Source organism: Micromonospora qiuiae (genome assembly GCF_016863555.1).
GTDB lineage: Bacteria > Actinomycetota > Actinomycetes > Mycobacteriales > Micromonosporaceae > Micromonospora > Micromonospora qiuiae.
Map to the genome: position 1 here is coordinate 37,604 of NZ_BOPC01000025.1, position 21,709 is coordinate 59,312.

At 72.5% G+C, this 21,709-nt stretch carries 21 protein-coding genes; 16 read left to right on the forward strand and 5 right to left on the reverse strand.

The genetic code is table 11. From position 1 onward, the window contains the following. Nucleotides 1–18 precede the first annotated feature (18 nt). Nucleotides 19–876, forward strand: coding sequence for a type I methionyl aminopeptidase (map, locus tag Vqi01_RS10090; protein WP_204034462.1), 858 nt, complete (start codon nucleotides 19–21; stop codon nucleotides 874–876). Next, entirely contained in the window at nucleotides 873–1,586 is a 714-nt protein-coding gene (locus tag Vqi01_RS10095; RefSeq protein WP_204034464.1) for a VIT1/CCC1 transporter family protein, read from the forward strand. The genes map and Vqi01_RS10095 overlap by 4 nt, the downstream gene beginning before the upstream one ends. A gap of 25 nt (nucleotides 1,587–1,611) precedes the next feature. On the opposite strand, the gene Vqi01_RS10100 is transcribed toward Vqi01_RS10095, so the two are convergent. The 5 genes from Vqi01_RS10100 to Vqi01_RS10120 form a co-directional block, all read right to left on the reverse strand. After that, nucleotides 1,612–4,335 (reverse strand): ABC transporter permease, encoded by a 2,724-nt coding sequence (locus Vqi01_RS10100; protein WP_239098298.1) that lies wholly within the window; start codon nucleotides 4,333–4,335, stop codon nucleotides 1,612–1,614. After that, a complete protein-coding gene (locus tag Vqi01_RS10105; RefSeq protein ID WP_204034511.1) occupies nucleotides 4,332–5,036 on the reverse strand; it encodes an ABC transporter ATP-binding protein in 705 nt (234 codons plus the stop codon). The genes Vqi01_RS10100 and Vqi01_RS10105 overlap by 4 nt, the downstream gene beginning before the upstream one ends. Nucleotides 5,037–5,128: 92 nt before the next feature. Then, nucleotides 5,129–5,710, reverse strand: a complete 582-nt coding sequence (locus Vqi01_RS10110) for a PadR family transcriptional regulator (RefSeq protein ID WP_189043019.1) — start codon at nucleotides 5,708–5,710, stop codon at nucleotides 5,129–5,131. 67 nt (nucleotides 5,711–5,777) lie between these two features. Then, nucleotides 5,778–6,218 (reverse strand): ferritin-like domain-containing protein, encoded by a 441-nt coding sequence (locus tag Vqi01_RS10115; RefSeq protein WP_204034465.1) that lies wholly within the window; start codon nucleotides 6,216–6,218, stop codon nucleotides 5,778–5,780. Then, nucleotides 6,218–6,670 carry a hypothetical protein gene (locus Vqi01_RS10120; protein ID WP_204034512.1) on the reverse strand — a complete coding sequence of 151 codons (453 nt, stop codon included), beginning with the start codon at nucleotides 6,668–6,670 and terminating at the stop codon, nucleotides 6,218–6,220. Before Vqi01_RS10120 ends, Vqi01_RS10115 begins: the two co-directional genes overlap by 1 nt. 221 nt (nucleotides 6,671–6,891) lie before the next feature. On the opposite strand from Vqi01_RS10120, the gene rimP reads away from it, so the two are divergent. The 14 genes from rimP to Vqi01_RS10190 all read left to right on the forward strand — a co-directional run bounded on the left by rimP (nucleotide 6,892) and on the right by Vqi01_RS10190 (nucleotide 21,670). Next, entirely contained in the window at nucleotides 6,892–7,548 is a 657-nt protein-coding gene (rimP, locus tag Vqi01_RS10125) for a ribosome maturation factor RimP (protein ID WP_204034466.1), read from the forward strand. Further along, nucleotides 7,545–8,588, forward strand: a complete 1,044-nt coding sequence (gene nusA, locus Vqi01_RS10130; RefSeq protein ID WP_204034467.1) for a transcription termination factor NusA — start codon at nucleotides 7,545–7,547, stop codon at nucleotides 8,586–8,588. The genes rimP and nusA overlap by 4 nt, the downstream gene beginning before the upstream one ends. 49 nt (nucleotides 8,589–8,637) lie before the next feature. Further along, a complete protein-coding gene (locus Vqi01_RS10135; RefSeq protein ID WP_239098301.1) occupies nucleotides 8,638–8,913 on the forward strand; it encodes a YlxR family protein in 276 nt (91 codons plus the stop codon). A 115-nt stretch (nucleotides 8,914–9,028) separates the two neighbouring features. Next, nucleotides 9,029–12,004: a translation initiation factor IF-2 gene (gene infB / locus Vqi01_RS10140; protein WP_204034469.1), complete on the forward strand. Its 2,976-nt coding sequence runs from the start codon at nucleotides 9,029–9,031 to the stop codon at nucleotides 12,002–12,004. 93 nt (nucleotides 12,005–12,097) lie between these two features. Beyond that, the gene (locus Vqi01_RS10145) at nucleotides 12,098–12,391 is read left to right on the forward strand and encodes a DUF503 domain-containing protein (RefSeq protein ID WP_204034471.1); all 294 of its coding nucleotides are present in this window, start codon (nucleotides 12,098–12,100) and stop codon (nucleotides 12,389–12,391) included. 157 nt (nucleotides 12,392–12,548) lie between these two features. Continuing rightward, nucleotides 12,549–13,028 (forward strand): 30S ribosome-binding factor RbfA, encoded by a 480-nt coding sequence (gene rbfA / locus Vqi01_RS10150; protein ID WP_204034472.1) that lies wholly within the window; start codon nucleotides 12,549–12,551, stop codon nucleotides 13,026–13,028. Continuing rightward, nucleotides 13,025–14,122, forward strand: coding sequence for a DHH family phosphoesterase (locus tag Vqi01_RS10155; protein ID WP_372444339.1), 1,098 nt, complete (start codon nucleotides 13,025–13,027; stop codon nucleotides 14,120–14,122). The genes rbfA and Vqi01_RS10155 overlap by 4 nt, the downstream gene beginning before the upstream one ends. A 65-nt stretch (nucleotides 14,123–14,187) precedes the next feature. Continuing rightward, nucleotides 14,188–14,595 carry a hypothetical protein gene (locus tag Vqi01_RS10160; protein WP_204034474.1) on the forward strand — a complete coding sequence of 136 codons (408 nt, stop codon included), beginning with the start codon at nucleotides 14,188–14,190 and terminating at the stop codon, nucleotides 14,593–14,595. Further along, nucleotides 14,595–14,804, forward strand: a complete 210-nt coding sequence (locus Vqi01_RS10165) for a DUF6186 family protein (protein WP_204034514.1) — start codon at nucleotides 14,595–14,597, stop codon at nucleotides 14,802–14,804. The genes Vqi01_RS10160 and Vqi01_RS10165 overlap by 1 nt, the downstream gene beginning before the upstream one ends. Before the next feature lie 467 nt (nucleotides 14,805–15,271). Beyond that, nucleotides 15,272–16,624 (forward strand): MATE family efflux transporter, encoded by a 1,353-nt coding sequence (locus Vqi01_RS10170; protein WP_204034475.1) that lies wholly within the window; start codon nucleotides 15,272–15,274, stop codon nucleotides 16,622–16,624. A gap of 168 nt (nucleotides 16,625–16,792) precedes the next feature. Then, a complete protein-coding gene (gene truB / locus Vqi01_RS10175; protein WP_204034476.1) occupies nucleotides 16,793–17,677 on the forward strand; it encodes a tRNA pseudouridine(55) synthase TruB in 885 nt (294 codons plus the stop codon). Between the two features lie 29 nt (nucleotides 17,678–17,706). Next, nucleotides 17,707–18,636, forward strand: coding sequence for a bifunctional riboflavin kinase/FAD synthetase (locus tag Vqi01_RS10180; protein WP_204034477.1), 930 nt, complete (start codon nucleotides 17,707–17,709; stop codon nucleotides 18,634–18,636). 172 nt (nucleotides 18,637–18,808) lie between these two features. Further along, complete coding sequence (gene rpsO / locus Vqi01_RS10185) at nucleotides 18,809–19,078, forward strand: 30S ribosomal protein S15 (protein WP_204034479.1); 270 nt, start codon at nucleotides 18,809–18,811, stop codon at nucleotides 19,076–19,078. A 219-nt stretch (nucleotides 19,079–19,297) separates the two neighbouring features. Continuing rightward, nucleotides 19,298–21,670, forward strand: a complete 2,373-nt coding sequence (locus Vqi01_RS10190; RefSeq protein WP_204034480.1) for a polyribonucleotide nucleotidyltransferase — start codon at nucleotides 19,298–19,300, stop codon at nucleotides 21,668–21,670. The last annotated feature ends 39 nt before the right edge of the window (nucleotides 21,671–21,709 follow it).

Here is a 21,709-nt window from a genome sequence, read left to right on the forward strand (position 1 = left end):
CGGCGATAGGCTTGCGGCATGACCGTCCGTGCGCCGCTGACCCCAGGCACGCTCTCTCCGTGGCGGCCGGTGCCCGCCCACATTCCGCGACCGGAGTACGTCGGCAAGAAGGCACCCCGCCCCTGGCAGGGATCGCACGTGCAGTCTCCGGAGATCATCGAGCGGATGCGCGTCGCGGGCCGGATCGCCGCCCAGGCGGTGCAGCTCGCCGGGGAGCACTGCAAGCCCGGCGTGACCACGGACGAGATCGACCGGGTGGTCCACGAGTTCCTCGTCGACCAGGGCGCCTACCCGTCGACGCTGGGCTACAAGGGCTTCCCGAAGTCCTGCTGCACCAGCCTCAACGAGGTGATCTGTCACGGCATCCCCGACTCGACCGTGCTGGCCGACGGCGACATCATCAACGTCGACGTCACCGCCTACATCGACGGGGTGCACGGCGACACCGACGCGACCTTCTGCGTCGGTACGGTGAGTGAGGAGGCCCGGCTGCTGGTCGAGCGGACCCACGAGGCCATGATGCGCGGCATCCGGGCGGTCGCACCGGGCCGGCAGATCAACGTCATCGGCCGGGTCATCGAATCGTACGCGAAACGCTTCGGCTACGGCGTGGTGCGCGACTTCACCGGCCACGGCATCGGTGAGTCCTTCCACAGCGGGCTCTACGTGCCGCACTACGACAGCCCGCGCCCCACCGACGTGATGGAACCGGGCATGACCTTCACCATCGAGCCCATGATCACCCTCGGCACCTACCAGTACGACCTGTGGGACGACGGCTGGACGGTGGTCACCAAGGACCGGAAGTGGACGGCGCAGTTCGAGCACACCGTTCTGGTGACCGAGGACGGCCACGAGATCCTGACGCTGCCGTGACCGAGACACCGGCGGCGCTCCGGGAGTCGCACCACGCGGACGTGTCCGGTGGCTGGCTGCGGCCGGCCGTTTTCGGCGCGATGGACGGCCTGGTCACCAACATCGCCCTCATTGCCGGGGTCGGCGGTGGCGGCGTCTCGCCGCGCAACATCGTGCTGACCGGCACCGCCGGCCTGGTCGCCGGCGCGATCTCGATGGCGCTCGGGGAATACACCAGCGTCCGGTCGGCCAACGAGCAGATCGCCGCCGAGGTGGCCAAGGAACGGCGCGAGCTGGAGCTACACCCGGAGGCCGAGGCCAGGGAGCTGGCCGAGCTCTGGGTCGCTCGGGGCCTGCCGGAGGACCTCGCCGTCCAGGTCGCCGAGGCGGTCCGGGATCGCCCGGAGCTGGCCCTGCGGATGCACATCCAGGAGGAATTGGGCGTCAACCCGGACGAGCACCCCAATCCGTGGACGGCGGCGATCTCGTCGTTCCTCTGCTTCTCCGTCGGCGCGCTGGTGCCGCTGCTGCCGTACCTGCTCGGCGCGACCAGCCTGGTCCTGGCCCTGGCGGTGGGCGGGCTCGGGCTCTTCGTCGCCGGTGCGGTCGTCTCCCGGTTCACCAGCCGCCGCTGGTGGACCGGCGGCCTGCGTCAACTGCTCCTGGGCGCCGCCGCCGCCCTCGCGACCTACCTCGTCGGCGCCCTCATCGGCGTCCAAGGCGCCCTCTGACATTCGGGCATTCCGGCCGATCGGGTCAGTCCAGGCGGCGTTCCACCGGTAGCCGGGAGCGGGTGAACAGCGCCGCACCCAGCATCGCGACCAAGGGCACCACGACCAGCAGGCCGAGGGTGAGCCAGGGGATCACCAGCGGGTACGGGGGTTGGATCGGCCAGCTGTCGGCGTACCGCTGATTGGTGAAGAGCAGGATGATCACCGTCGCGGCGAAGCCGGCGATGATGCCCAGCGCCGAGCCGAGCACGGCGATCACCCCGGCCTGGCAGAGCGACAGCAGGCGGCGTACGCCCGGACCGGCGCCGACCGCGGCCAGGGTGGACAGGTCGGCCCGCCCCTCCGCCGCGGCGAGGCCGGTGGCGATGCCCGCGGCGCCGATGGTGACCACCGCGGACACCCCGGCGAGCAACAGCAGCAGCGGTGTGCTGTCGCCGGAGCCCCAGTTGCCCGCGGTGTCCACCAGCAGTTCTCCGAGCGAGCGGGTCGCGGCGTAGAACTGGTCGTGCTGGTGCCGTTCGGCAGGTTCGTTGACGCTGAACGCCCAGCCGGTCTGGCGGGCCGTGAGGCCGAGCCGTTCGGCCGCGGCGGGGGACAGCAGTAGCCATTGGGTGCCGAGTCCGGTGTCCAGAACGTGGCCGGGCACCGCCACGGTGTCCGCGTCGCTCACCGGCTTCTCCGCATCGCGCTCGACGCCGAGTTTGAGCTGCCCGTCCACCAGGTAGCGGCGGTCGGTCAGCACCGCCCCGCCGGCCTGCAGTGTGGCCCTGGCGGCGGCGACCTCGTCGGGCGCCGCCCCGGTGATGATCGGTAGCGCGGACCCGTCGTCCACGATCGTGCGCGGGTACGTGGTGACGTGGTTGTCGGCCGGGCCCTGGCAGCGGGCGTCGGCGCGGGCCCGGCGCCGGTCGGCTGCGCTGAGTGGCTCGTCCGCTCGCCATGGGCAGGCCCGCTCGGCGGGCATGCGCGCGGTGACCAGGCAGAGTTCGGACGGCGACCGACAGTCGGCCTCGACCAGCGGGGCGACTGCCTCGGCACCGAGGTGCTGCCGGGCCGCTTCGGGAATCGCGGCGAGAGTGGGCGCCTTCGGGTCGGCCGGATCGGCGACGGTGATCAGCAGACTGTGGCTCGGCAGTCCGGGCAGGTGGCCCTCTGCGATGCGGGCCTGCTCGCTGGCGAGCAGGAGACCGAGGGCGACGCTGGCGGCCACCGCGGCCATCACCGCGGAGATGGCCGGTGACGCCGACGACCGGTTTCGGCTGGCGTCGCGTAGCGCGATACGGGGCGCCAGCGGAAGGATCCGGCCGAGCCGGGCCAGCAGGCCCACCAGCGTCGGGGTGGCGCAGACCAGTCCGAATTCGCCCACGACCAGCCCGGCGAGGATGACCGACTGCGAGGTCACCACCGCGCCGAGGGCGGCCACGCCGGCCCCTCCGGCGGCCAGGAGCACGCCGGTGATCAGCCACCGGCGCGAGTGCCGCGGTGGGGTACGCCGGCCGGCGAGCCCCGCCACGACGTCCTGCCGGGCGGCCGTCCACGCCGGTGCCAGGGCGGCCAGCACCCCGGCGAGCACCGCCACCAGCGCGATCACGATCAGGGCCGCCGGCCAGACGCGGTACCCGCCGAAGCGGTGCTGGAAGACGAACTGCTCCATCAGCGGCCGGCCGGCGAACGCGGCGATCACCCCGAGCGCGATGCCGGTCGCGGCGCCGACGCAACCCAGCACCACACCGTCGGCGAGCACCACCCGGCGTAGCTGCGCGGCGTCGCCACCGGCCACCGCGACCAGCGCGAGTTCCCGCCGTCGGCGTCGTACGCCGACCGCGAAGGCTGGGCCGACCAGCAGCACCACCTCAAGCAGGCCGAGCCCGGCGACCAGTACGCTGGTGCCGACCTCCTCCGCGTCCAGCGACCAGGACGGAGATGGGGAAAAGCCCACCGCGGGCGGCGCGGGCGCCCGGGCGGTGACCACGACACCGTTTCGGTTGAGGTGGCGGAAGAGGTCCTCGGTGATCGGCCCGGGTAGGTCGGCGAGGAACACCGTCCCGCCGTAGATCTCCGGTGGGGGCGCCCCGTCGGGATGCAGGATCACGGCGGGACCCAGTTCGTCGGGAAGCTCGACCACGCCGACGACGGTCCAGCTGCGCCCGGTGTCCCCAGCGGTGACCCGGTCGCCGAGGTCGGCGCCGAGCCTGCGTCGGGCGGCCGGATTCACCACGATCTCGTCGGGGCCCGCCGGTACCCGGCCGGCATGCACCCGGACGAGCCCGCGGCCGAGCGGATCGGTGAGGTCAACTGCGCTGGCGGTGATGCCGTTTTGGAACCGCTGGCCGTCCCAGGCGGGAAACGGCAGCCAGCGGGTGATCGGCAGGACCCGGCTCCCCGGTGGGAGCAGCGCCCTGATCTCCTCTGCGCTGACCTGTTCGGCGACGGTCTCGCTGTCGTAGGACTCCCAGGCGTCGCCGTCTGCGGACTGCCGCGCCGGGCCGTTGCCCACCACCCGAAGCTCCGCGTCGGCCACGCCGAGGCGGCGGTCCAGCCGCTCGGCCGGGGTCAGCCGGGCCATCTCCACACTCACCGCGACGAAGGTGAGCGCCAGCACGGGCAGGATGATCATCGCCAGGATCAGGGCGGTGCGTCCCCGGGCCCGCTTCGCCTCCCGGCGGGCGATGCGCAGCGCCGCCCGCCAGGACCCGGCGGCCTCAGCCAGCCGCGCCCGCCGGGACAGCCGCTGCGGAACGCCGCTCACCGGCCGGTGCCGGCGAGCAGGGCCTCGACGCCGGCCAACGGTGCGGTCGAGTCGACGGTCACGCCGTCGCGCAGGAACACCACCCGGTCCGCCCAGCCGGCGTGGCGTGCCTCGTGGGTGACCAGCACTGCGGCGGCTCCCTCGTCGACCCGGCGGCGCAGCAGGCGCAGCACCGCCTCCCCGGTCTGCGAGTCCAGCGCCCCGGTCGGCTCGTCGGCCAGGACCAGACGGCGCTCGCCCACCAGCGCCCGAGCGATCGCGACGCGCTGCTGCTGGCCGCCGGAGAGCTGGTCCGGGAACCGGTCACCCAGCTCCATCAGGCCCACCTCGGTCAGCGCGTCCTGCGCGAGCCGGCGAGCCCGGCGCACACCCGCGCCGTCGAGTTCGAGGGGAAGCGCGACATTCTCCACCGCGGTCAGCCCGCCGATGAGGTTGAGGTTCTGGAAGATGTAGCCGATCCGGCGACGGCGCAACCGGGCCAGGTCTCTGCGGTGCAGCGCGTGCAGCGGCTGCCCCTCGACATAGACCTCGCCGGCGGTCGGGCTGTCCAACCCGCCGGCCAGGGTGAGCAGGGTCGACTTGCCGGAGCCGGAGGGGCCCATCACGGCGACCAGCTCGCCGGGACGCACGACCAGGCTGACGCCCCGCAGGGCGTGCACGGCGGCGGGACCGCTGCCGTGGGTGCGGTGCACGTCACGCAGGTCGAGTACGGCGTCGGCCGGCGGATCGACCGGAGTGGCCGCGCCGGTCGCGGCCGGGTCTGGCGCAGCTGGCGTCGTTCCGCTGAGCGCGCTCACCGTCGGGCCTCCTCACCACTGCGACCCACCGCCTCGGAGCTGGGCGCCGGGCCGGGCGCCGGGGGGCGGTGTCGCACCAGGCTGGTCTCGCAGTGATCGAGCCAGCGCACCTCCGCCTCGGCCTGGAACATCATCGCGTCCAGCACCAACCGCCAGGGTAGGTCCTCGGGGCGGTCGCTGGCGTACTTCAACCGGGTCAACTCCTGCAACGCGCGCATGGTGGCGGTGCGTTGGGTCTGCACCACGGCGCGTACGTCGACCCCGGGTGTGGTCAGCGCCAACGCCAGCTTGATCGCCAACTCGTCGCGGGGACGATCGGTCCGGCTGATCGGGGTGGCGAACCACAGGGCCAGGTCGGCCCGCCCGGCATCGGTGATCTCGTACGGCCGCTGCCCGGCCTCGCTCTCGGGCAGCGAACGGACCAGCCCGTCCCGCTCCAGCCGCGACAGCGTGGTGTACACCTGTCCGATGTTCAGCGGCCAGGTCGAGCCGGTCGACTCCTCGAACGCGGCTCGCAACTGGTAGCCGTACATCTGCCCGCGTTCGAGCAGGGCGAGCAGGCCGTGGCGGATGGACATGGCACCGGAGTATGCATACCTGGTATGCCGAACCGCAACCGGGGCTGGCCGCCGGGTGTCGCAGACCTCAGCCCGGGCGGCCGGGAAAGGCCACCGTCAGCGGGCTGATCCCGGCGCTGCGCCGCCAGCGGGTCGCCCGCACCGCGTACTCGACCAGAGCACCCAGGGCCCGATCGCGTTCGGCGCCGGCGCTGGTCGGCAGCACCGCCCGCCAGAACGCCGCCGTGCGCTCCTCCACCTGCACGGCGAGCTGTAGCGCGCTGGCCCGGTCGGTCACGGGGAAGGGCAGTGCGTATCCCGCCCGATCCGGCGGGACGCTGCCGCCACCGGTGCTCAACTGCACCACCAGGGCGTCCCGCCGGGCGCGGTGTGCCGCCTCCGCCGTGATGGCGGCCTTGCGCTCGGCACCGGTGAGGCGTACCCCGATCGGACCGTAGGCCCAGATGGCGGCGTATTCGGCGATCAACGCCTGGGCGAGCGCCTCGCCGGCGTCGGGCGGTGCGGTCATCACTTCAGCGCCTCCAGGTGGCTCGCGCGTGCGGCGGTGATCGAGCCGAGCAGTGCGACCCGGTCGGCGGGTGCCTCGGCGCAGGCTTTCGACGCCGTGTCCCGACCGGCCCGTTCGGCATGTCGCAGCGCGGTCAACGTGGCGGCCCGGTCGGTCGGCGATGCGCCGGTGGCGCCGGAGGAGGCGGCCGGCCCGGACGGGAGCGGGGTGCCGGTCACCCGGGCGAGTTCCGCGGCGTGCGCCTCGTGCGCCTCGGCGAGCGGGGTGAGCCGGTCGGCCAGGTCGGGGTGAGCGACGCCGGCCGCCCTCAGCCCGGCCGCGAGCCGCAGCGCCTCGTCGATCATCGGGGCGAGCGGGTCGGGTGTCGGGGGTTCGTCACTATCGAAAAGACCACAACCGGTCAGCGGCGCGGCGGCGCCCCCGAGCGCCAGCAGCGCGCCGACCCCCAGCACCGCCCGTCGGGAAAGCTCGGATGCGCCGTTTCGGCGAGTCGTTCTGCCCATCACCACCGGACAAGTCAACACCATCGCCACCGCCCTTGTCCGGCGGTGGCGTCGGTGCGCCGCTGGGGCCGTCCCGGGGTCGGCGCGTTACGCTCGGCGCAGCCACCGGCGCGTCCGCACCGGTGGCGTGCCGGCATGGTCGCCGGCGAGCAGCGGAAAGGTCTCTTCAGATGACGCAGCGTGGCCGTGCCACCAGGACGACGGGGCGTTCTCGCGGCGGTGGCCAGGCTCCGCGAGGCGGTCAGGCGCCGCGTGGCGATCTCACCGCCCGTCGTGAGCGGCTCCGCGCCGTGATCGCACCGGTGGTCGACGGGGCCGGCTACGACCTGGAGGACCTGTCCGTGTCCCGGGCCGGCCGTCGGCACGTGGTACGCGTGATCGTCGACGCCGACGGCGGGATCAACCTGGACGCGGTGGCCGACGTCTCGCGGGCGGTCTCGGCGGCGCTGGACGCCGCCGAGGACAGCGGTGGCGACATCGTCGCCGGGGAGTACCAACTGGAGGTCAGCTCCCCGGGCGTGGACCGTCCGCTGACCCTGCCCCGACACTGGCGACGCAACCTCGGCCGGCTGGTCCGGGTGACGGTCCGGGGCGCGGGACCGCCCGCGGCGCAGGGTGCGCCACCGGCGGGCGACCGGCAGGTCACCGGGCGGGTGATCGCCGCCGACGACGAGCGCGTGGTGCTGGAGACCGATGCCGGGCGTACGGAGCTGACCTACGCGGATCTCGGGCCGGGCCGGGTGCAGATCGAATTCAGCCGCCTCGACGAACTGCCCGATTCAGAAGAGCTCGACGACGATGACGATGTGGAGGACGAGGAGAGGTGAACATCGACCTCGCGGCGCTGCGCGCCCTCGAGCGCGAGCGGGAGATCCCGTTCGACACGATCCTCGCGGCGATCGAGACCGCGCTGCTGACCGCGTACCGGCACACCGAGGGCGCCCAGCCGCACGCCCGGGTGGAGATCGACCGCAAGAGCGGCGGGGCCACGGTCTACGCCCAGGAAGTGGACGCCGAGGGCGCCGTGGTACGGGAGTGGGACGACACTCCGCACGACTTCGGCCGGATCGCGGCCATGACCGCCAAGCAGGTGATCCTCCAGCGGCTGCGGGAGGCCACCGACGAGGTGCATTTCGGTGAGTACGTCGGCCGCGACGGCGACCTGGTCACCGGGGTGGTGCAGGCGCACGAGGCGCGGGCGGAGAAGGGCATCGTCACCGTCGACCTCGGCAAGTTGGAGGGTGTGCTGCCGCAGTCCGAGCAGGTGCCCGGCGAGCGCCCCCAGCACGGTGAACGAATCCGCTGCGTGGTGGTGCACGTGGCCAAGGGAATGCGCGGCCCGCAGATCACGTTGTCCCGTACGCACCCCAACCTGGTGAAGAAGCTCTTCGCCCTGGAGGTGCCGGAAATCGCCGACGGCACGGTCGAGATCGCAGCGATCGCGCGCGAGGCGGGCCACCGCACGAAGATCGCGGTGCGTTCGACCGCAGCCGGCGTCAACGCCAAGGGTGCCTGTATCGGTCCGATGGGGCAGCGGGTCCGGGCGGTGATGAGCGAGCTGCACGGCGAGAAGATCGACATCATCGACTGGTCGGACGATCCGGCGACCTTTGTCGGGAATGCGCTCTCCCCGGCCAAGGCGCTGCGGGTCGAGGTGGTCGATTTGGCCGCCCGCGCGGCCCGGGTGACAGTTCCGGACTTCCAGCTGTCGCTCGCGATCGGGCGAGAAGGGCAGAATGCCCGGCTTGCCGCCCGGCTGACCGGTTGGCGCATCGACATCCGGTCGGACGCGGAACAGGCCGCTCCCGCAGGCCCGTCGGAAGCTGATCAGGTGAGGGAACCGGGCGGCGCGGTGTCGGGCAGCTAGGGGTAGACTTCCAGCAGTGGCACGACGCGCGCGGCCGGAGCGCACCTGTGTGGGTTGCCGACGGCGTGCGCCGGCCAGTGAACTACTGCGGATCGTCGCGGTCGAGGACGAGGCTGGCCTCAGCCTCCAACCCGATCCGACCCGCAGAATGCCGGGTCGGGGAGCGAACATGCACCCGGATCCGGCCTGCTTCGCGCAGGCAGTGCGACGTCGCGCCTTCGGGCGTGCGCTGCGTGTCGCCGGGGTCCCGCGTGACGGGGCCCTCGCGGAGTACCTGACGCGTCAACCACCACGTCCGGTCACCCGATCGGACGAGGGTCGCTAGCAAGGTAGGACGACCGACATGAGCACACGATGAAGTCCCAGAAATGACCAGGCTTCAAGTGCACGAGTGAGGTCGCTGCGGGTGCTGCCCGCACGACCTCGGAGTGAGGAGTGCAGTGGCAGGCAAGGCCCGCGTACACGAGCTTGCAAAGGAGCTCGGGGTCGAAAGCAAGACCGTTCTCGCCAAACTGAAGGAAATGGGCGAGTTCGTGAAGTCCGCGTCGAGCACTGTCGAGGCGCCTGTCGCCCGGCGGCTGCGTAGCGCGTTCGTCGCCTCTGGCGGCTCCGGCGCCCCGGCGGCTCCGCCGTCGGCCGCCCCGGCTCCGTCGGCAGTGCCGACCCCACCACCGACCCCGGGCGAGCCCCGGATCACCGCCAAGCCGACGCCGCCCCGGCGTCCGGCGGTGCCTGGGCCGAAGCCGAAGGCCCCGGTGCCCGGTCCGCCGCCGTCGGCGGCCCCGGTCGCCAAGCCGGCGAGCGCCCACGACATCGAGGTGGCGGCCGCCGAGGCGCGTGCCGCCGCGCTGAAGGCCGAGCAGGAGGCCGCGGTCAAGGCCGCGCAGGCCGCCCGTCAGCAGCAGCGTGAGAACGTCCGCCGGGAACCCCCGGCCGACGGCGGCGCCCGTCCGGGTCCCCGTCCGGGCCCCGGCACCATGCCGCCCCGTCCGGGTTCCCCGGCCGCAGGCCGGTCCGGTGGACCCACCCCCGGTCCGGGTGCTCGGCCGGGCCGTCCGCCGGCGCGTGGCGCCGGCAACAACCCGTTCGGCATCCAGGGCAGCCAGCAGCAGCGCCCGCCGGCCGCCGGGGCCGGCGGTGCCCGGCCGAGTCCGGCGTCCATGCCGCCGCGGCCCAGCCCGGCGTCCATGCCGCCGCGGCCGAGTCCGGCGTCGATGCCGAGCCAGCGTCCCGGTCGCCCGGGTGGTCCGGGTGCCGGTCGTCCCGGTGCGGGCACCGGTCGTCCCGGCGGCGGCGGTGGCTACCGCGGTGGCCCCGGTGGTGCCGGTGGCGGCGGTGGTTACCGTGGCGGCCCCGGTGGTGCCGGTGGCGGCGGTGGTTACCGTGGCGGCCCCGGTGGTGCCGGTGGCGCCGGCGGTGGCTTCCGGCCGGGTGCGCCCGCCGGTGGCGGCGGCCGTCCGGGTGGCGGTGGCCGTGGCCGCGGCGGCGGCGCCGCGGGTGCCTTCGGGCGCCCGGGGGGCAAGCCGACCCGTGGTCGCAAGTCCAAGAAGCAGCGCAGACAGGAGTTCGACAACCTGTCGGCCCCGACCATGAGCTCGGGTGCTCCCCGGGGTCAGGGGCAGACGATCCGGCTCTCCCGTGGCGCCTCGCTGTCGGACTTCGCTGACAAGATCAACGCCAACCCGGGTTCGCTGGTCCAGGAGATGTTCAACCTGGGCGAGATGGTCACCGCGACCCAGTCCTGCTCCGACGACACCCTGCTGCTGCTGGGTGAGCACCTCGGCTTCAACGTGCAGATCGTCAGCCCGGAGGACGAGGATCGCGAGCTGCTCGCGCAGTTCAACATCGACCTCGACGCCGAGGTGACGGAGGACCGCCTGGTCAGCCGGGCGCCGGTGGTGACCGTCATGGGTCACGTCGACCACGGTAAGACCAAGCTGCTCGACGCGATCCGCAAGGCGAACGTGGTGGCGGGCGAGGCCGGTGGCATCACCCAGCACATCGGGGCCTACCAGGTCCACGTCCCGCACGAGGGCGAGGACCGGGCGGTGACCTTCATCGACACCCCGGGTCACGAGGCGTTCACCGCCATGCGTGCCCGCGGTGCCCAGGTGACCGACATCGTGATCCTGGTGGTGGCGGCCGACGACGGCGTGATGCCGCAGACCATCGAGGCGCTCAACCACGCCAAGGCGGCGGACGTGCCGATCGTGGTCGCGGTCAACAAGGTCGACAAGCCGGAGGCCAATCCGGACAAGGTCCGCCAGCAGCTGACCGAGTACGGCCTGGTTGCCGAGGAGTACGGCGGCGACACCATGTTCGTCAACGTGGCCGCGAAGCCGGGCATCGGCATCGACAACCTCCTCGAAGCGGTGCTGCTCACCGCCGACGCGTCGCTGGAGCTGACCGCTCCGACCGACGGGCCGGCGCAGGGTGTGGCCATCGAGGCGCACCTGGACAAGGGCCGCGGCGCGGTGGCAACCGTGCTGGTGCAGAAGGGCACCCTGCGGGCGGGCGACTCGATCGTCGCCGGTGGGGCGCACGGCCGGGTCCGGGCGATGCTCGACGAGAACGGCAAGCAGGTCACCGAGGCTGGTCCGGCGCGTCCGGTCATGGTTCTCGGCCTGACCGCGGTGCCGGGCGCAGGCGACACCTTCCTCGCCGCGGCGGACGACCGCACGGTGCGGCAGATCGCCGAGCAGCGCCAGGCGCGGCGGCGGGCGGCGGCGTTCGCCAACTCCCGTGGCCGGGCCACCCTTGAGACGCTCATGGAGCAGCTCAAGGAGGGCGAGAAGACGTCGCTCAACCTCATCCTCAAGGGCGATGGCTCCGGTTCCGTGGAGGCCCTGGAGGACGCGCTGTTCAACCTCGACATCCCCGAGGAGGTCCAGCTCAAGGTCCTCGACCGGGGCGTCGGCGCGATCACCGAGAGCAACGTCATGCTCGCGAGCGCCTCGTCCGAGCCGGTCACGATCATCGGCTACAACGTGCGGGCCTCCAGCAAGGTCCGGGAGATGGCCGACCGCGAAGGCGTGGAGATCCGGTACTACACGATCATCTACCAGGCCATCGAGGAGATCGAGGCGGCGCTCAAGGGCCTGCTCAAGCCGGAGTACGAGGAGGTCGAGCTCGGCAGTGCGGAGATCCGCGAGGTCTTCCGCTCGTCCAAGATCGGCAACATCTCCGGCTGCATCGTCCGGTCGGGCCTGATCCGGCGCAACGCGAAGGCTCGCCTGCTGCGCGACGGCACGGTCGTGGCGGACAACCTCACGATCAGCTCGCTCAAGCGGTTCAAGGACGACGCGACGGAGGTTCGGGAAGGCTTCGAGTGCGGTCTGACCCTGGCCGGTTACAACAACGTCCAGGTCGGCGACGTGATCGAGACCTTCGAGATGCGGGAGAAGGCACGCGCCTGATCTCGCGGTAGGCACTATCGATCAAGGGGTTTACGCCGAAAGGCGTAAACCCCTTGATCGCCTGGGGTGGAGTGCGGGTAGTGTCCGCAGACGATGTACACCGCAACCGCTGTATTCGACCTGCTGCTGCCGGGTGATTCCCGGTCGCTCAAGGCCAAGAGATCGTACGTACGGCCGATCGTGGCGGCGCTGCGCCGCTTCGAGGTCTCGGCCGCCGAGGTGGGTGCGCTCGACCTGCACGGGCGCGCGGAACTGGGCGTGGCGGTCGTGGCCGCCGAGCCGGCGCACGCCCGTGAGGTGCTCGACGCCTGCGAGCGCCTGGTGGCGGGGCGGCCGGAGATCGAACTGCTCTCGGTGCGCCGCCGGCTGTACGGCGCGGAAGACTGACCGCGACGCACGACACCGCCGCTCGGTCCGTGCCGGCCGCCCGCGCACGCGACGGCGTGGCGCGGGTAGGGTTCGAGATGTTGGGGCCCGGCTGGCTCCGGTGACGTCGGCGTCGCCGGTCCCGGCCGGTAGCGGGACGCCCATGGAGGTGACGGAGATGACGGATCCGGCCAAGGTACGCCGGCACGCGGAGCGGGTGCGGGAACTGGTCGCCTCGGTGGTGCGAACCCAGATCAAGGACCCCCGGCTCGGCATGATCACCATCACCGACGCCCGGATCACCGCCGACCTGCGCGACGCCACGGTGTTCTACACCGTGCTCGGCGACGCGGCGGCCCAGGCGGGCACCGCCGCCGCGCTGGACAGTGCCAAGGGCATGCTCCGCAGCACGGTCGGCAAGGCGCTGGGTCTGCGCCACTCGCCGACCCTGACCTTCGTCCTGGACGACGTGCAGGATCAGGTCAAGCACATCGACGACCTGCTCGCCGCGGCCCGCAACGCCGACGCCGAGGTGCAACGCCTCGCCGCCAAGGCCGAATACGCCGGGGAGCCCCAGCCGTACCGGCTGGAGGAGGTCGACCAGGCGCAGGGCACCGACACCGACACCGATGGCGCGCGGGGCGGGGAGCAGCGGTGACCGCGTCCCTCGGCGGCGCCCTGACCGAGGCGGATCCGGCGACCGCAGCGGAACCGGTGATCGCGGACGGCCCCACCGAGGATGACTGGGACGCCGCCGTGGCGGCCGTGCGTCGACTGCCGCCCGACGGCCGGGTGCTGTTGATCTGCCACGTCAACCCCGACGGCGACGCGCTGGGCAGCATGCTGGGCTTCGGGCTCGGGCTGCGTCGGCTCGGCGTACGGCAGTTGCAGGCGACCTTCCCCCACCCGTCGGATGTGCCCGAGCCGTTCCGCGGCCTGCCCGGCCTGGATCTGCTGGTGCCGGCGGCCGAGGCCGACCCGGCACCCGACCTGGTCATCTGCTTCGACGCGGCGAGCGTTTCGCGCCTCGGTGAGCTGGCCGACCGGCTGACCGGCCCGGGCACCGCGCTGGTGCTGGACCATCATGCCTCCAACACCGGCTTCGGCGACGTCAACCTGGTCGATCCGGCCGCGGCGGCGACCTCGGTGCTGGCCGAGGAACTACTGGCCCGGCTCGGGGTGGCGCTGGACGCCGGCATCGCCGAGTGCCTGTACGTGGCCCTGAGCACGGACACCGGCTCCTTCCGGTTCGACGCCACCACCCCGGCTGTGCACGAGATGGCGGCCCGCCTGCTGGCCACCGGGCTTCGCCCGGGCGACATCTCCCGGCGGGTCTTCGACAGCCGCCCGTTCGGGGCGGTACGCCTCTTCGGTGAGGTGCTCGGTCGGGCTCGACTGGAGCCCGAGGCAGCCGCCGGGCACGGCCTGGTGTGGACGTACGCGACCCTGGACGACCTTGCCCGGCACGAGCAGCGACCGTACGTGCTGGAGGCCCTGATCGATCCGGTGCGGTGCACCGCCGAGGCCGACGTGAGCTGCGTCGTAAAGCAGGCAGGGCCGCAGGAGTGGGCGGTCTCCCTACGCAGCAAGGGGGCGACGGACGTCAGCCGGGTGGCCGTCGCGTTGGGCGGTGGCGGGCATCGGCTCGCCGCTGGATTCACCGGTCGCGGCACTGTCGACGAGGTGGTCGAGCGGATCCGGGCCGAGCTGGCGGTGCCCGCCCCGGGCGGCGACGCCGACCGGCCCGGCTGACTTCACGGGCAGCCGCCGCGGTGTCGTCGTTTCCGCCGGTGGCGCAGGACGGGGACAATCGGATGATGGAGCAGCCCCACGACCTGACCGTCGAGGCACCCCGCACCTGGGAGCGTCCGGTTGTCTGCGTACCGGTGCTCGTCGCCCTTTCCCTGGTCGGCGGACGCTTTCCCTCCTTCTCCACCGAGGCGAACCTTTACGTGTTCGGTGCCGGCGGGGTGCTTATCTGGCTCGGACTGAGCAACCGGGTGCCGCGCCGTCCGGCGCCGCGGCGACTGAGCTCGAGTGCGGTCTGGTGGACCCTCCCGGTACTCGTGTTCGGGATTTTCGAGGGAGCCACCTTCTTCGCGTCGGCCGGTGACGACTTCCCCACCTTCTCCCGGCTGGCCGATCCGTTGCTGGAGGACCGGCTGGTCCGCTCCGCGGCCTGGTTGGTGTGGTTGTCGGCGTTCTGGGGGCTGGTGCGGCGATGATGCGGGCACTGGCGATCGGCGGTTTCCTGGTCGGGCTGGCGCTGTTCGGCCTGGTCGAGTGGATGGCCCGGCGGGAGGGCTCGCGAGTCCCGACGCTGGGCGAGGTCTGCGCCTACGTGATGCGGTACGAGGTTGGCCAGGTGCCGGTCGGGCGGATTGGGCTGTTTGGTTTCTGGTGGTGGGTGGGCTGGCACTTCCTGGCCCGGTGATCGATACCAGACCTGTCCAGATCGCGGGAACGGCGCGCACCATGTGGACCTGAACGATAACTTGGGAATCGGCCGACGTTGCTTTGACGCAGGTCAGGGGCGGAGCCATACCCGGTGCCGCTCCTCTCCAGGGTCGACCGACCCGGGTCACCACGCCGCCCAGCCATCGCTCCGGCGATCCCCGAGCAGGTGTCGGGCGTCTTCGTAACACCGCCCGTGGCGTGCCGCCGCGCGTGCCCTGGAAAGGGGTCCACCATGTCCGCCAAGCCCAAGCCGGAGCCGACCGACGAGGCCCGTGAGCAGGCCCGACGCGCCCTGCAGACCTCCATGGACACCCGTCAGTGACCGCAACCGATCTTCCGCCGGCTTCGTCGCTTTCTTCACCTGAGCGAGCGACGCAGGTCCCCGACGGGTAAGCAGCGCATCAGTTTGATCCCCTTACGGCTCGCGTGCCACCATCGGCGACGATGAGCCAGCCCACCACCGCCGTCGACCGGGTCGCCTCGCCCCGTCGCATCGCCGCTCTCGCCCTGCCGGCCCTCGTGGTCCTCGCCGCCGAGCCGCTCTACGTCCTGGTCGACACAGCGGTCGTCGGCCATCTGGGCCGGGTCCCGTTGGCTGCCGTGGCCGTCGGTGGCACGGTGATGACCCTGACCGCCTGGCTGGGCACCGTGGTCGCGTACGGCACGACCGGACGGGCGGCCCGTCGCTTCGGCGCGGGCGACCGCGCCGCCGCCGTGGCCGAGGGCGTACAGGCCTCCTGGCTGGCTCTCGGCGTCGGCGTGCTGGTCGTGATCGGCATGCAGTTCGGCGGTGGCGCCTTGGCCGGCGCCCTGGCCGGGGGTGGCGAGGTCGGCCTCGCCGCCGCCGAGTGGCTGCGGATCGCCGCGTTCGGTGCTCCCGGGCTGCTGCTCGCCGCCGCCGGTAACGGCTGGCTGCGCGGTGTGCAGAACACCCGCCGTCCCGTCCTCTTCGTGGTCGGCCCCAACCTGCTCTCCGCGGTGCTGTGCCCGGTGCTGGTCTATCCGGTGGGCATGGGGCTGATCGGCTCCGCGGTGGCGAACGTCATCGCGCAGACCCTCTCCGGGGTGCTCTTCGCCGCCGCGCTGGTGGCCGAACGGGTGGCGCTTCGCCCCCGTCTCCAGGTCATCGGTCAGCAACTGGTGCTCAGCCGCGACCTGCTCGTCCGGGGGGTGGCCTTCCAGGCCAGCTTCCTGTCCGCCACGGCGGTCGCCGCCCGGTTCGGCGCCGCTGCGGTCGGCGCGCACCAGATCGCCGTGCAGCTCTGGTTCTTCGCGGCGCTGGTGCTCGACGCGCTGGCCATCGCCGCGCAGGCGCTGGTCGGTGCCGCGCTCGGTGCCGACGATGAGGCGGGAGCCCGCGCGCTGGCCCGGCGGATCGGCCGGCTCGGCGCGGCCTGCGGTGCGGCGTTCGCCGTGCTGGCGGCGGTCGGTGCCGGAGCCGTACCGACCTGGTTCAGCTCCGATTCCGCAGTTCACCAGCAGGCGTTGGTCGCCTGGCCCTGGTTCGTCGCGATGCTGCCGCTGGCCGGGGTGGTGTTCGCGCTCGACGGGGTGCTGATCGGCGCGGGTGACATCCGTTACCTGCGCAACCTCACGGTGGTCGGCGCGCTGGGCGGATTCCTGCCGGCGATCTGGCTCGCCTACGCCTTCGACCTGGGCCTGGGCGGTATCTGGGCCGGCCTGATGCTGTTCATCGTGATCCGCCTGGTGGCCCTGCTGCTGCGGCTGCGCAGCGGTGCCTGGGCGGTGACCGGCGCGGTCCGGGGCGGGTCCCGCGCCGGCGGCGCCAACCTGTGATCAGACATAGCTGTAGAGGGCGTAAGCGACGATCACCAGGCCCATGACGAGGTAAGCGACGATCACCAGGCCCATGACGACGTGAGCGGTCAGCATGAGGCCCGTCCCGTTTCGGGCCGGCCGTGGCGGTGCCCGGCCGCCGCCACCGGTCTGGCAGGCTTGCACGTCGTGAACGCAGACGGTCTGATCGTGGTGGACAAGCCCGGCGGCGTGACGTCGCACGACGTCGTGGCGCGGGTCCGTCGACTCGCGCGTACCCGCCGGGTCGGGCACGGCGGCACCCTCGACCCGATGGCCACCGGGGTGCTGGTGATCGGTGTGAACCGGGCCACCCGCCTGCTGACGTACGTGATCGGTGCGGACAAGAGCTACACCGCCACCATCCGGCTCGGCCAGGCCACCGTCACCGACGACGCCGAGGGGGACGTGACCTCCACCACGCCTGCCGGCCGCCTCACCGACGACGGAATCCGGTCGGCGCTGGCCGCGCTGACCGGTGAGATCGACCAGGTGCCGAGCGCGGTGAGCGCCATCAAGATCAATGGGCAGCGGGCGTACAAGCGGGTCCGCGAGGGGGAGAGCGTCGAGCTGCCGGCCCGCCGGGTCACCGTCTCCCGGCTGGACGTGCTGGCGATCCGGCGTGAGCAGCCCGACGTGGTGGACGTCGACGTCGACGTGGCCTGCTCCACCGGCACGTACATCCGGGCCATCGCCCGTGACGCGGGCCTGGCGCTCGGCGTGGGTGGGCACCTGACCGCGTTGCGGCGCACCGCCGTGGGCGGCTTCCGCCTGGCGGAGGCCGTCACCCTCGACGAACTGGAACGGCGAGCCCCCGATCTGGTCGACCTGCCCCTCGCCGTCGCGGCGCAACGGTTCTTTCCGCGCCGGGACGCCAGCGCGGACGAGGCGAAGGTGCTGTCCCACGGCGGGCCGCTCGACCCGGTCGGCCTCCCCGGGCCGTACGCGGTCTTCGACCCGGCCGGCGGACTGATCGCTATCGTCAGCGAGCGGGCCGGCCGGGCCCGCGCGGAGATCGTGCTGGCCCCGGCGTGACGGCGGGCCCGCGACAGGGGAGGAAGAGCATGCAGCGGTGGCGGGGGTACGACGCGGCGCCCGGTGGCTGGGGGCGGTCGGTCGTCACCATCGGGGTTTTCGACGGCGTCCACAAGGGGCATCAGGCCACCATCGGGCATGCCGTGACCCGGGCCCGCGAACTGGGCGTGCAGTCAGTGGTGGTCACCTTCGACCCGCACCCGGCCGAGGTGGTCCGGCCCGGCTCGCACCCGGCGGTGCTCACCGAACCGGCGCGCAAGGCGGAGCTGATCGAGGCGCTCGGCGTGGACGTGCTCTGCGTGGTCCCCTTCACCCCGGAGTTCTCCCGGCTGCCTGCCGAGGCGTTCGTGTACGACGTGCTGGTCGAGCACCTGCACGCCGCGCTGGTGGTGGTGGGCGACAACTTCCGGTTCGGGCACCGGGCGACCGGGGACGTGGCGCTGCTGGAGCGGCTCGGCAGCATGTTCGGGTTCGCCGTCGAGGCTGCCCCGCTGGTGGCCGAGGCCGGCACCATCTTCTCCTCCACGTACATCCGTTCCTGCGTCGACGCGGGTGACGTGACGGCGGCGGCCGCCGCGCTGGGGCGTCCGCACCGGCTGGAAGGGGTGGTGGTCCGGGGCGACCAGCGCGGCCGTGAGCTGGGCTTTCCGACCGCCAACCTGCTCTGCGGCCGGTACGCGGCGGTGCCCGCCGACGGCATTTACGCCGCCCGGATGGTCCGCCGGGGTCAGCGGCAGGCCCTCGCCGCGGCCGTCTCGATCGGCACGAACCCGACCTTCTCCGGGCGCGAGCGCCGGGTCGAGGCGTACGTTCTGGACTTTGACGGCGACCTGTACGGCGAGCGGCTCGCCCTGGACTTCGTGGCGCGGCTGCGCGGCCAGATCCGGTTCGACTCGATCGAGCCGTTGGTGGCGCAGATCACCGAGGATGTGGAGCGGACCCGCCAAGCGCTGGCCTGACCGGCCTTGTCCAAACCGCTAGGACAAGGTGATACCGTGAGCAGGGACGTCGGCTGACCGACGTGGGGCCTCGCATGCCTGCTCGACGCCGCGGGTGCGAGGACCGTCCGCCGCCGGTGCTCTGGCCCGGCCCGGCGGACCGCATCCAGATACCCACCGAAACAGGGAGAACATGGCGCTCGACCAGCAGACCAAGGCCAAGATCCGCGAAGAGTACGCGACCGCCGAAGGCGACACCGGTTCGCCCGAGGTGCAGGTCGCGATCCTCACCAAGCGGATTGCCGACCTCACCGAGCACCTGAAGACGCACAAGCACGACCACCACAGCCGCCGTGGGCTGCTGCTGCTGGTCGGCCGTCGCCGTCGGTTGCTCAGCTACGTCCAGAAGAAGGACATCAACCGCTACCGGTCGCTCATCGAGCGGCTCGGCCTGCGCCGGTGACGTGAACGGGGGAGTGGCCAGCCCGGCCGCTCCCCCGACGTCCCATCCGAAGACACGGGCCGCGACCACCCAGACAGGGAGCCGTCGGCGTACCGGTCTCCGGTAGTGGCCTCCGGGCAGCGCGGCAGACGCCGCCGGCCCCGGGCGCTTCGATCGAAGACCGGCCGTCCGCACAGCTCCCGCGTCGTGGCCCCCGATGCGAAGGAGCACGACAGCACCATGACCGAGAGCAGACTCGGCACCGAATCCCGCACTGCCGTGATCGACAACGGGTCGTTCGGCACCCGTGAGGTCACCTTCTCCACCGGCCGGCTGGCCCGGCAGGCCGCCGGTTCCGTCGTCGCCCAACTCGGCGAGACGGTCGTCCTTTCCGCCACCACCGTCGGCAAGCAGCCGAAGGAGCAGTTCGACTTCTTCCCGCTGACCGTCGACGTGGAGGAGCGGATGTACGCGGCCGGGCGCATTCCCGGTTCGTTCTTCCGCCGCGAGGGCCGGCCCAGCGAGGACGCCATCCTCACCTGCCGCCTGATCGACCGGCCGCTGCGCCCGTCGTTCGTCAAGGGCCTGCGCAACGAGGTGCAGATCGTCGAGACCATCCTCGCGCTCGACCCGCAGCACCCGTACGACGTGGTGGCGATCAACGCCGCCTCGATGTCGACCAAGCTCTCCGGCCTGCCGTTCTCCGGCCCGATCGGGGCCACCCGGCTGGCCCACATCGACGGCCAGTGGGTCGCCTTCCCGACCTACGAGGAGCTGGAGCGGGCCACCTTCGACATGGTCGTGGCCGGCCGCTCGCTGCCCGACGGCGACGTCGCGATCATGATGGTCGAGGCGGAGGCCACCGAGCACACCGTCAAGCTGGTCGCCGGCGGTGCCGCCGCGCCGACCGAGGAGGTCGTGGCCAGCGGCCTGGAGGCCGCCAAGCCGACCATTCGCGAGCTGTGCCGGGCGCAGAGCGAGCTGGCCGAGGTGGCCGCCAAACCGGTCGCCGAGTTCCCGATCTTCCTGGATTACCAGGACGACGCGTACGACGCGGTGGCCGAGTTCGCCCGCGCCGACGTCGCCGAGGCCCTGCAGATCGCCGGCAAGGCGGACCGCGAGGAGGCCCTGGACGCGGTGAAGGCCCGCATGCTGGAGGAGGTCGGCCCGCGTTTCGAGGGCCGGGAGAAGGAGCTCAGCGCCGCCTTCCGCGCACTGACCAAGTCCGAGGTGCGCAGCCGGGTGCTGCGCGAGCAGGTCCGCATCGACGGCCGTGGCCCGCGCGACATCCGCACCCTGACCGCCGAGGTCGGCGTGCTGCCCCGGGTGCACGGCTCGGCGCTGTTCGAGCGCGGCGAGACCCAGATCCTCGGCGTCACCACGCTCAACATGCTGCGCATGGAGCAGGCCCTGGACACCCTCTCTCCGGAGAAGTCCAAGCGTTACATGCACAACTACAACTTCCCGCCGTACTCCACCGGTGAGACCGGCCGGGTCGGCTCCCCGAAGCGCCGCGAGATCGGGCACGGCGCCCTCGCGGAGCGGGCGCTGATCCCGGTGCTGCCCTCGCGGGAGGAGTTCCCGTACGCCATCCGGCAGGTCTCCGAGGCGCTCGGTTCCAACGGCTCCACCTCGATGGGCTCGGTCTGCGCCTCGACGCTGGGCCTGCTCAGCGCCGGTGTGCCGCTGAAGGCGCCGGTGGCCGGCATCGCCATGGGCCTCATCTCCGACGAGGTCGACGGCAAGACCCAGTACGTGACGCTCACCGACATCCTCGGTGCCGAGGACGCGTTCGGCGACATGGACTTCAAGGTCGCCGGCACCCCTGACTTCGTCACCGCGTTGCAGCTCGACACCAAGCTCGACGGCATCCCGTCCGACGTGCTGGCCGCCGCGCTGCAGCAGGCCCACGAGGCCCGGCAGACCATCCTCGACGTGATGCAGCGGGCGATCGAGGCGCCGGCCGAGATGTCCGACTACGCGCCGCGGGTCACCACCGTGAAGATCCCGATCGACAAGATCGGCATGGTGATCGGCCCGAAGGGCCAGACCATCAACGCCATCCAGGACGAGACCGGCGCCGAGATCTCCATCGAGGACGACGGCACCATCTACGTCGGCGCCACCAACGGCCCGTCGGCGCAGGCCGCCGTCGAGCGGATCAACGCGATCGCCAACCCGACCCTGCCCAAGGCCGGCGACCGCTTCCTCGGCACCGTGGTCAAGACCGCGCCGTTCGGCGCGTTCGTCTCGCTGCTGCCCGGCCGCGACGGCCTGCTGCACATCTCCAAGGTGGGCGACGGCAAGCGGGTCGAGAAGGTCGAGGACTACCTCAACGTCGGTGACAAGGTCGAGGTCGAGATCGCCGACATCGACCAGCGCGGCAAGATCTACCTGGACAAGGTCCGCCCGGAGGGCGCCGAGGCGCCGGCTCCCGCCGCCGCCGAGGCCGGCGGCGAGCGGCCGGCCGGTCGGGACCGGGGTGACCGGGCTCCACGGGACCGGGGCGACCGTGAGCGCGGTGGCGACCGGGGCGGCCGTGGCCCGGAGCGGGGCGAGGGCGGCGAGGACGGCGGGGAGTCCCGCCCGCGGCGCCGCACCCGGCACAGCTGAGTTCTGATCAGCCGTACTGATCCGCTGACCGGCCGGGCG

What these genes read in the sequence shown, in the direction of transcription:
- map (WP_204034462.1), top strand. Translation starts at nt 19, where the DNA reads ATGACCGTCCGTGCGCCGCTGACCCCAGGCACGCTCTCTCCGTGGCGG.
- Vqi01_RS10110 (WP_189043019.1), bottom strand. Translation starts at nt 5,710, where the DNA reads ATGTCCATCCGCCACGGCCTGCTCGCCCTGCTCGAACGCGGGCAGATG.
- Vqi01_RS10115 (WP_204034465.1), bottom strand. Translation starts at nt 6,218, where the DNA reads ATGACCGCACCGCCCGACGCCGGCGAGGCGCTCGCCCAGGCGTTGATC.
- rimP (WP_204034466.1), top strand. Translation starts at nt 6,892, where the DNA reads ATGACGCAGCGTGGCCGTGCCACCAGGACGACGGGGCGTTCTCGCGGC.
- Vqi01_RS10145 (WP_204034471.1), top strand. Translation starts at nt 12,098, where the DNA reads ATGTACACCGCAACCGCTGTATTCGACCTGCTGCTGCCGGGTGATTCC.
- rbfA (WP_204034472.1), top strand. Translation starts at nt 12,549, where the DNA reads ATGACGGATCCGGCCAAGGTACGCCGGCACGCGGAGCGGGTGCGGGAA.
- Vqi01_RS10160 (WP_204034474.1), top strand. Translation starts at nt 14,188, where the DNA reads ATGGAGCAGCCCCACGACCTGACCGTCGAGGCACCCCGCACCTGGGAG.
- Vqi01_RS10165 (WP_204034514.1), top strand. Translation starts at nt 14,595, where the DNA reads ATGCGGGCACTGGCGATCGGCGGTTTCCTGGTCGGGCTGGCGCTGTTC.
- Vqi01_RS10170 (WP_204034475.1), top strand. Translation starts at nt 15,272, where the DNA reads ATGAGCCAGCCCACCACCGCCGTCGACCGGGTCGCCTCGCCCCGTCGC.
- Vqi01_RS10180 (WP_204034477.1), top strand. Translation starts at nt 17,707, where the DNA reads ATGCAGCGGTGGCGGGGGTACGACGCGGCGCCCGGTGGCTGGGGGCGG.
- rpsO (WP_204034479.1), top strand. Translation starts at nt 18,809, where the DNA reads ATGGCGCTCGACCAGCAGACCAAGGCCAAGATCCGCGAAGAGTACGCG.
- Vqi01_RS10190 (WP_204034480.1), top strand. Translation starts at nt 19,298, where the DNA reads ATGACCGAGAGCAGACTCGGCACCGAATCCCGCACTGCCGTGATCGAC.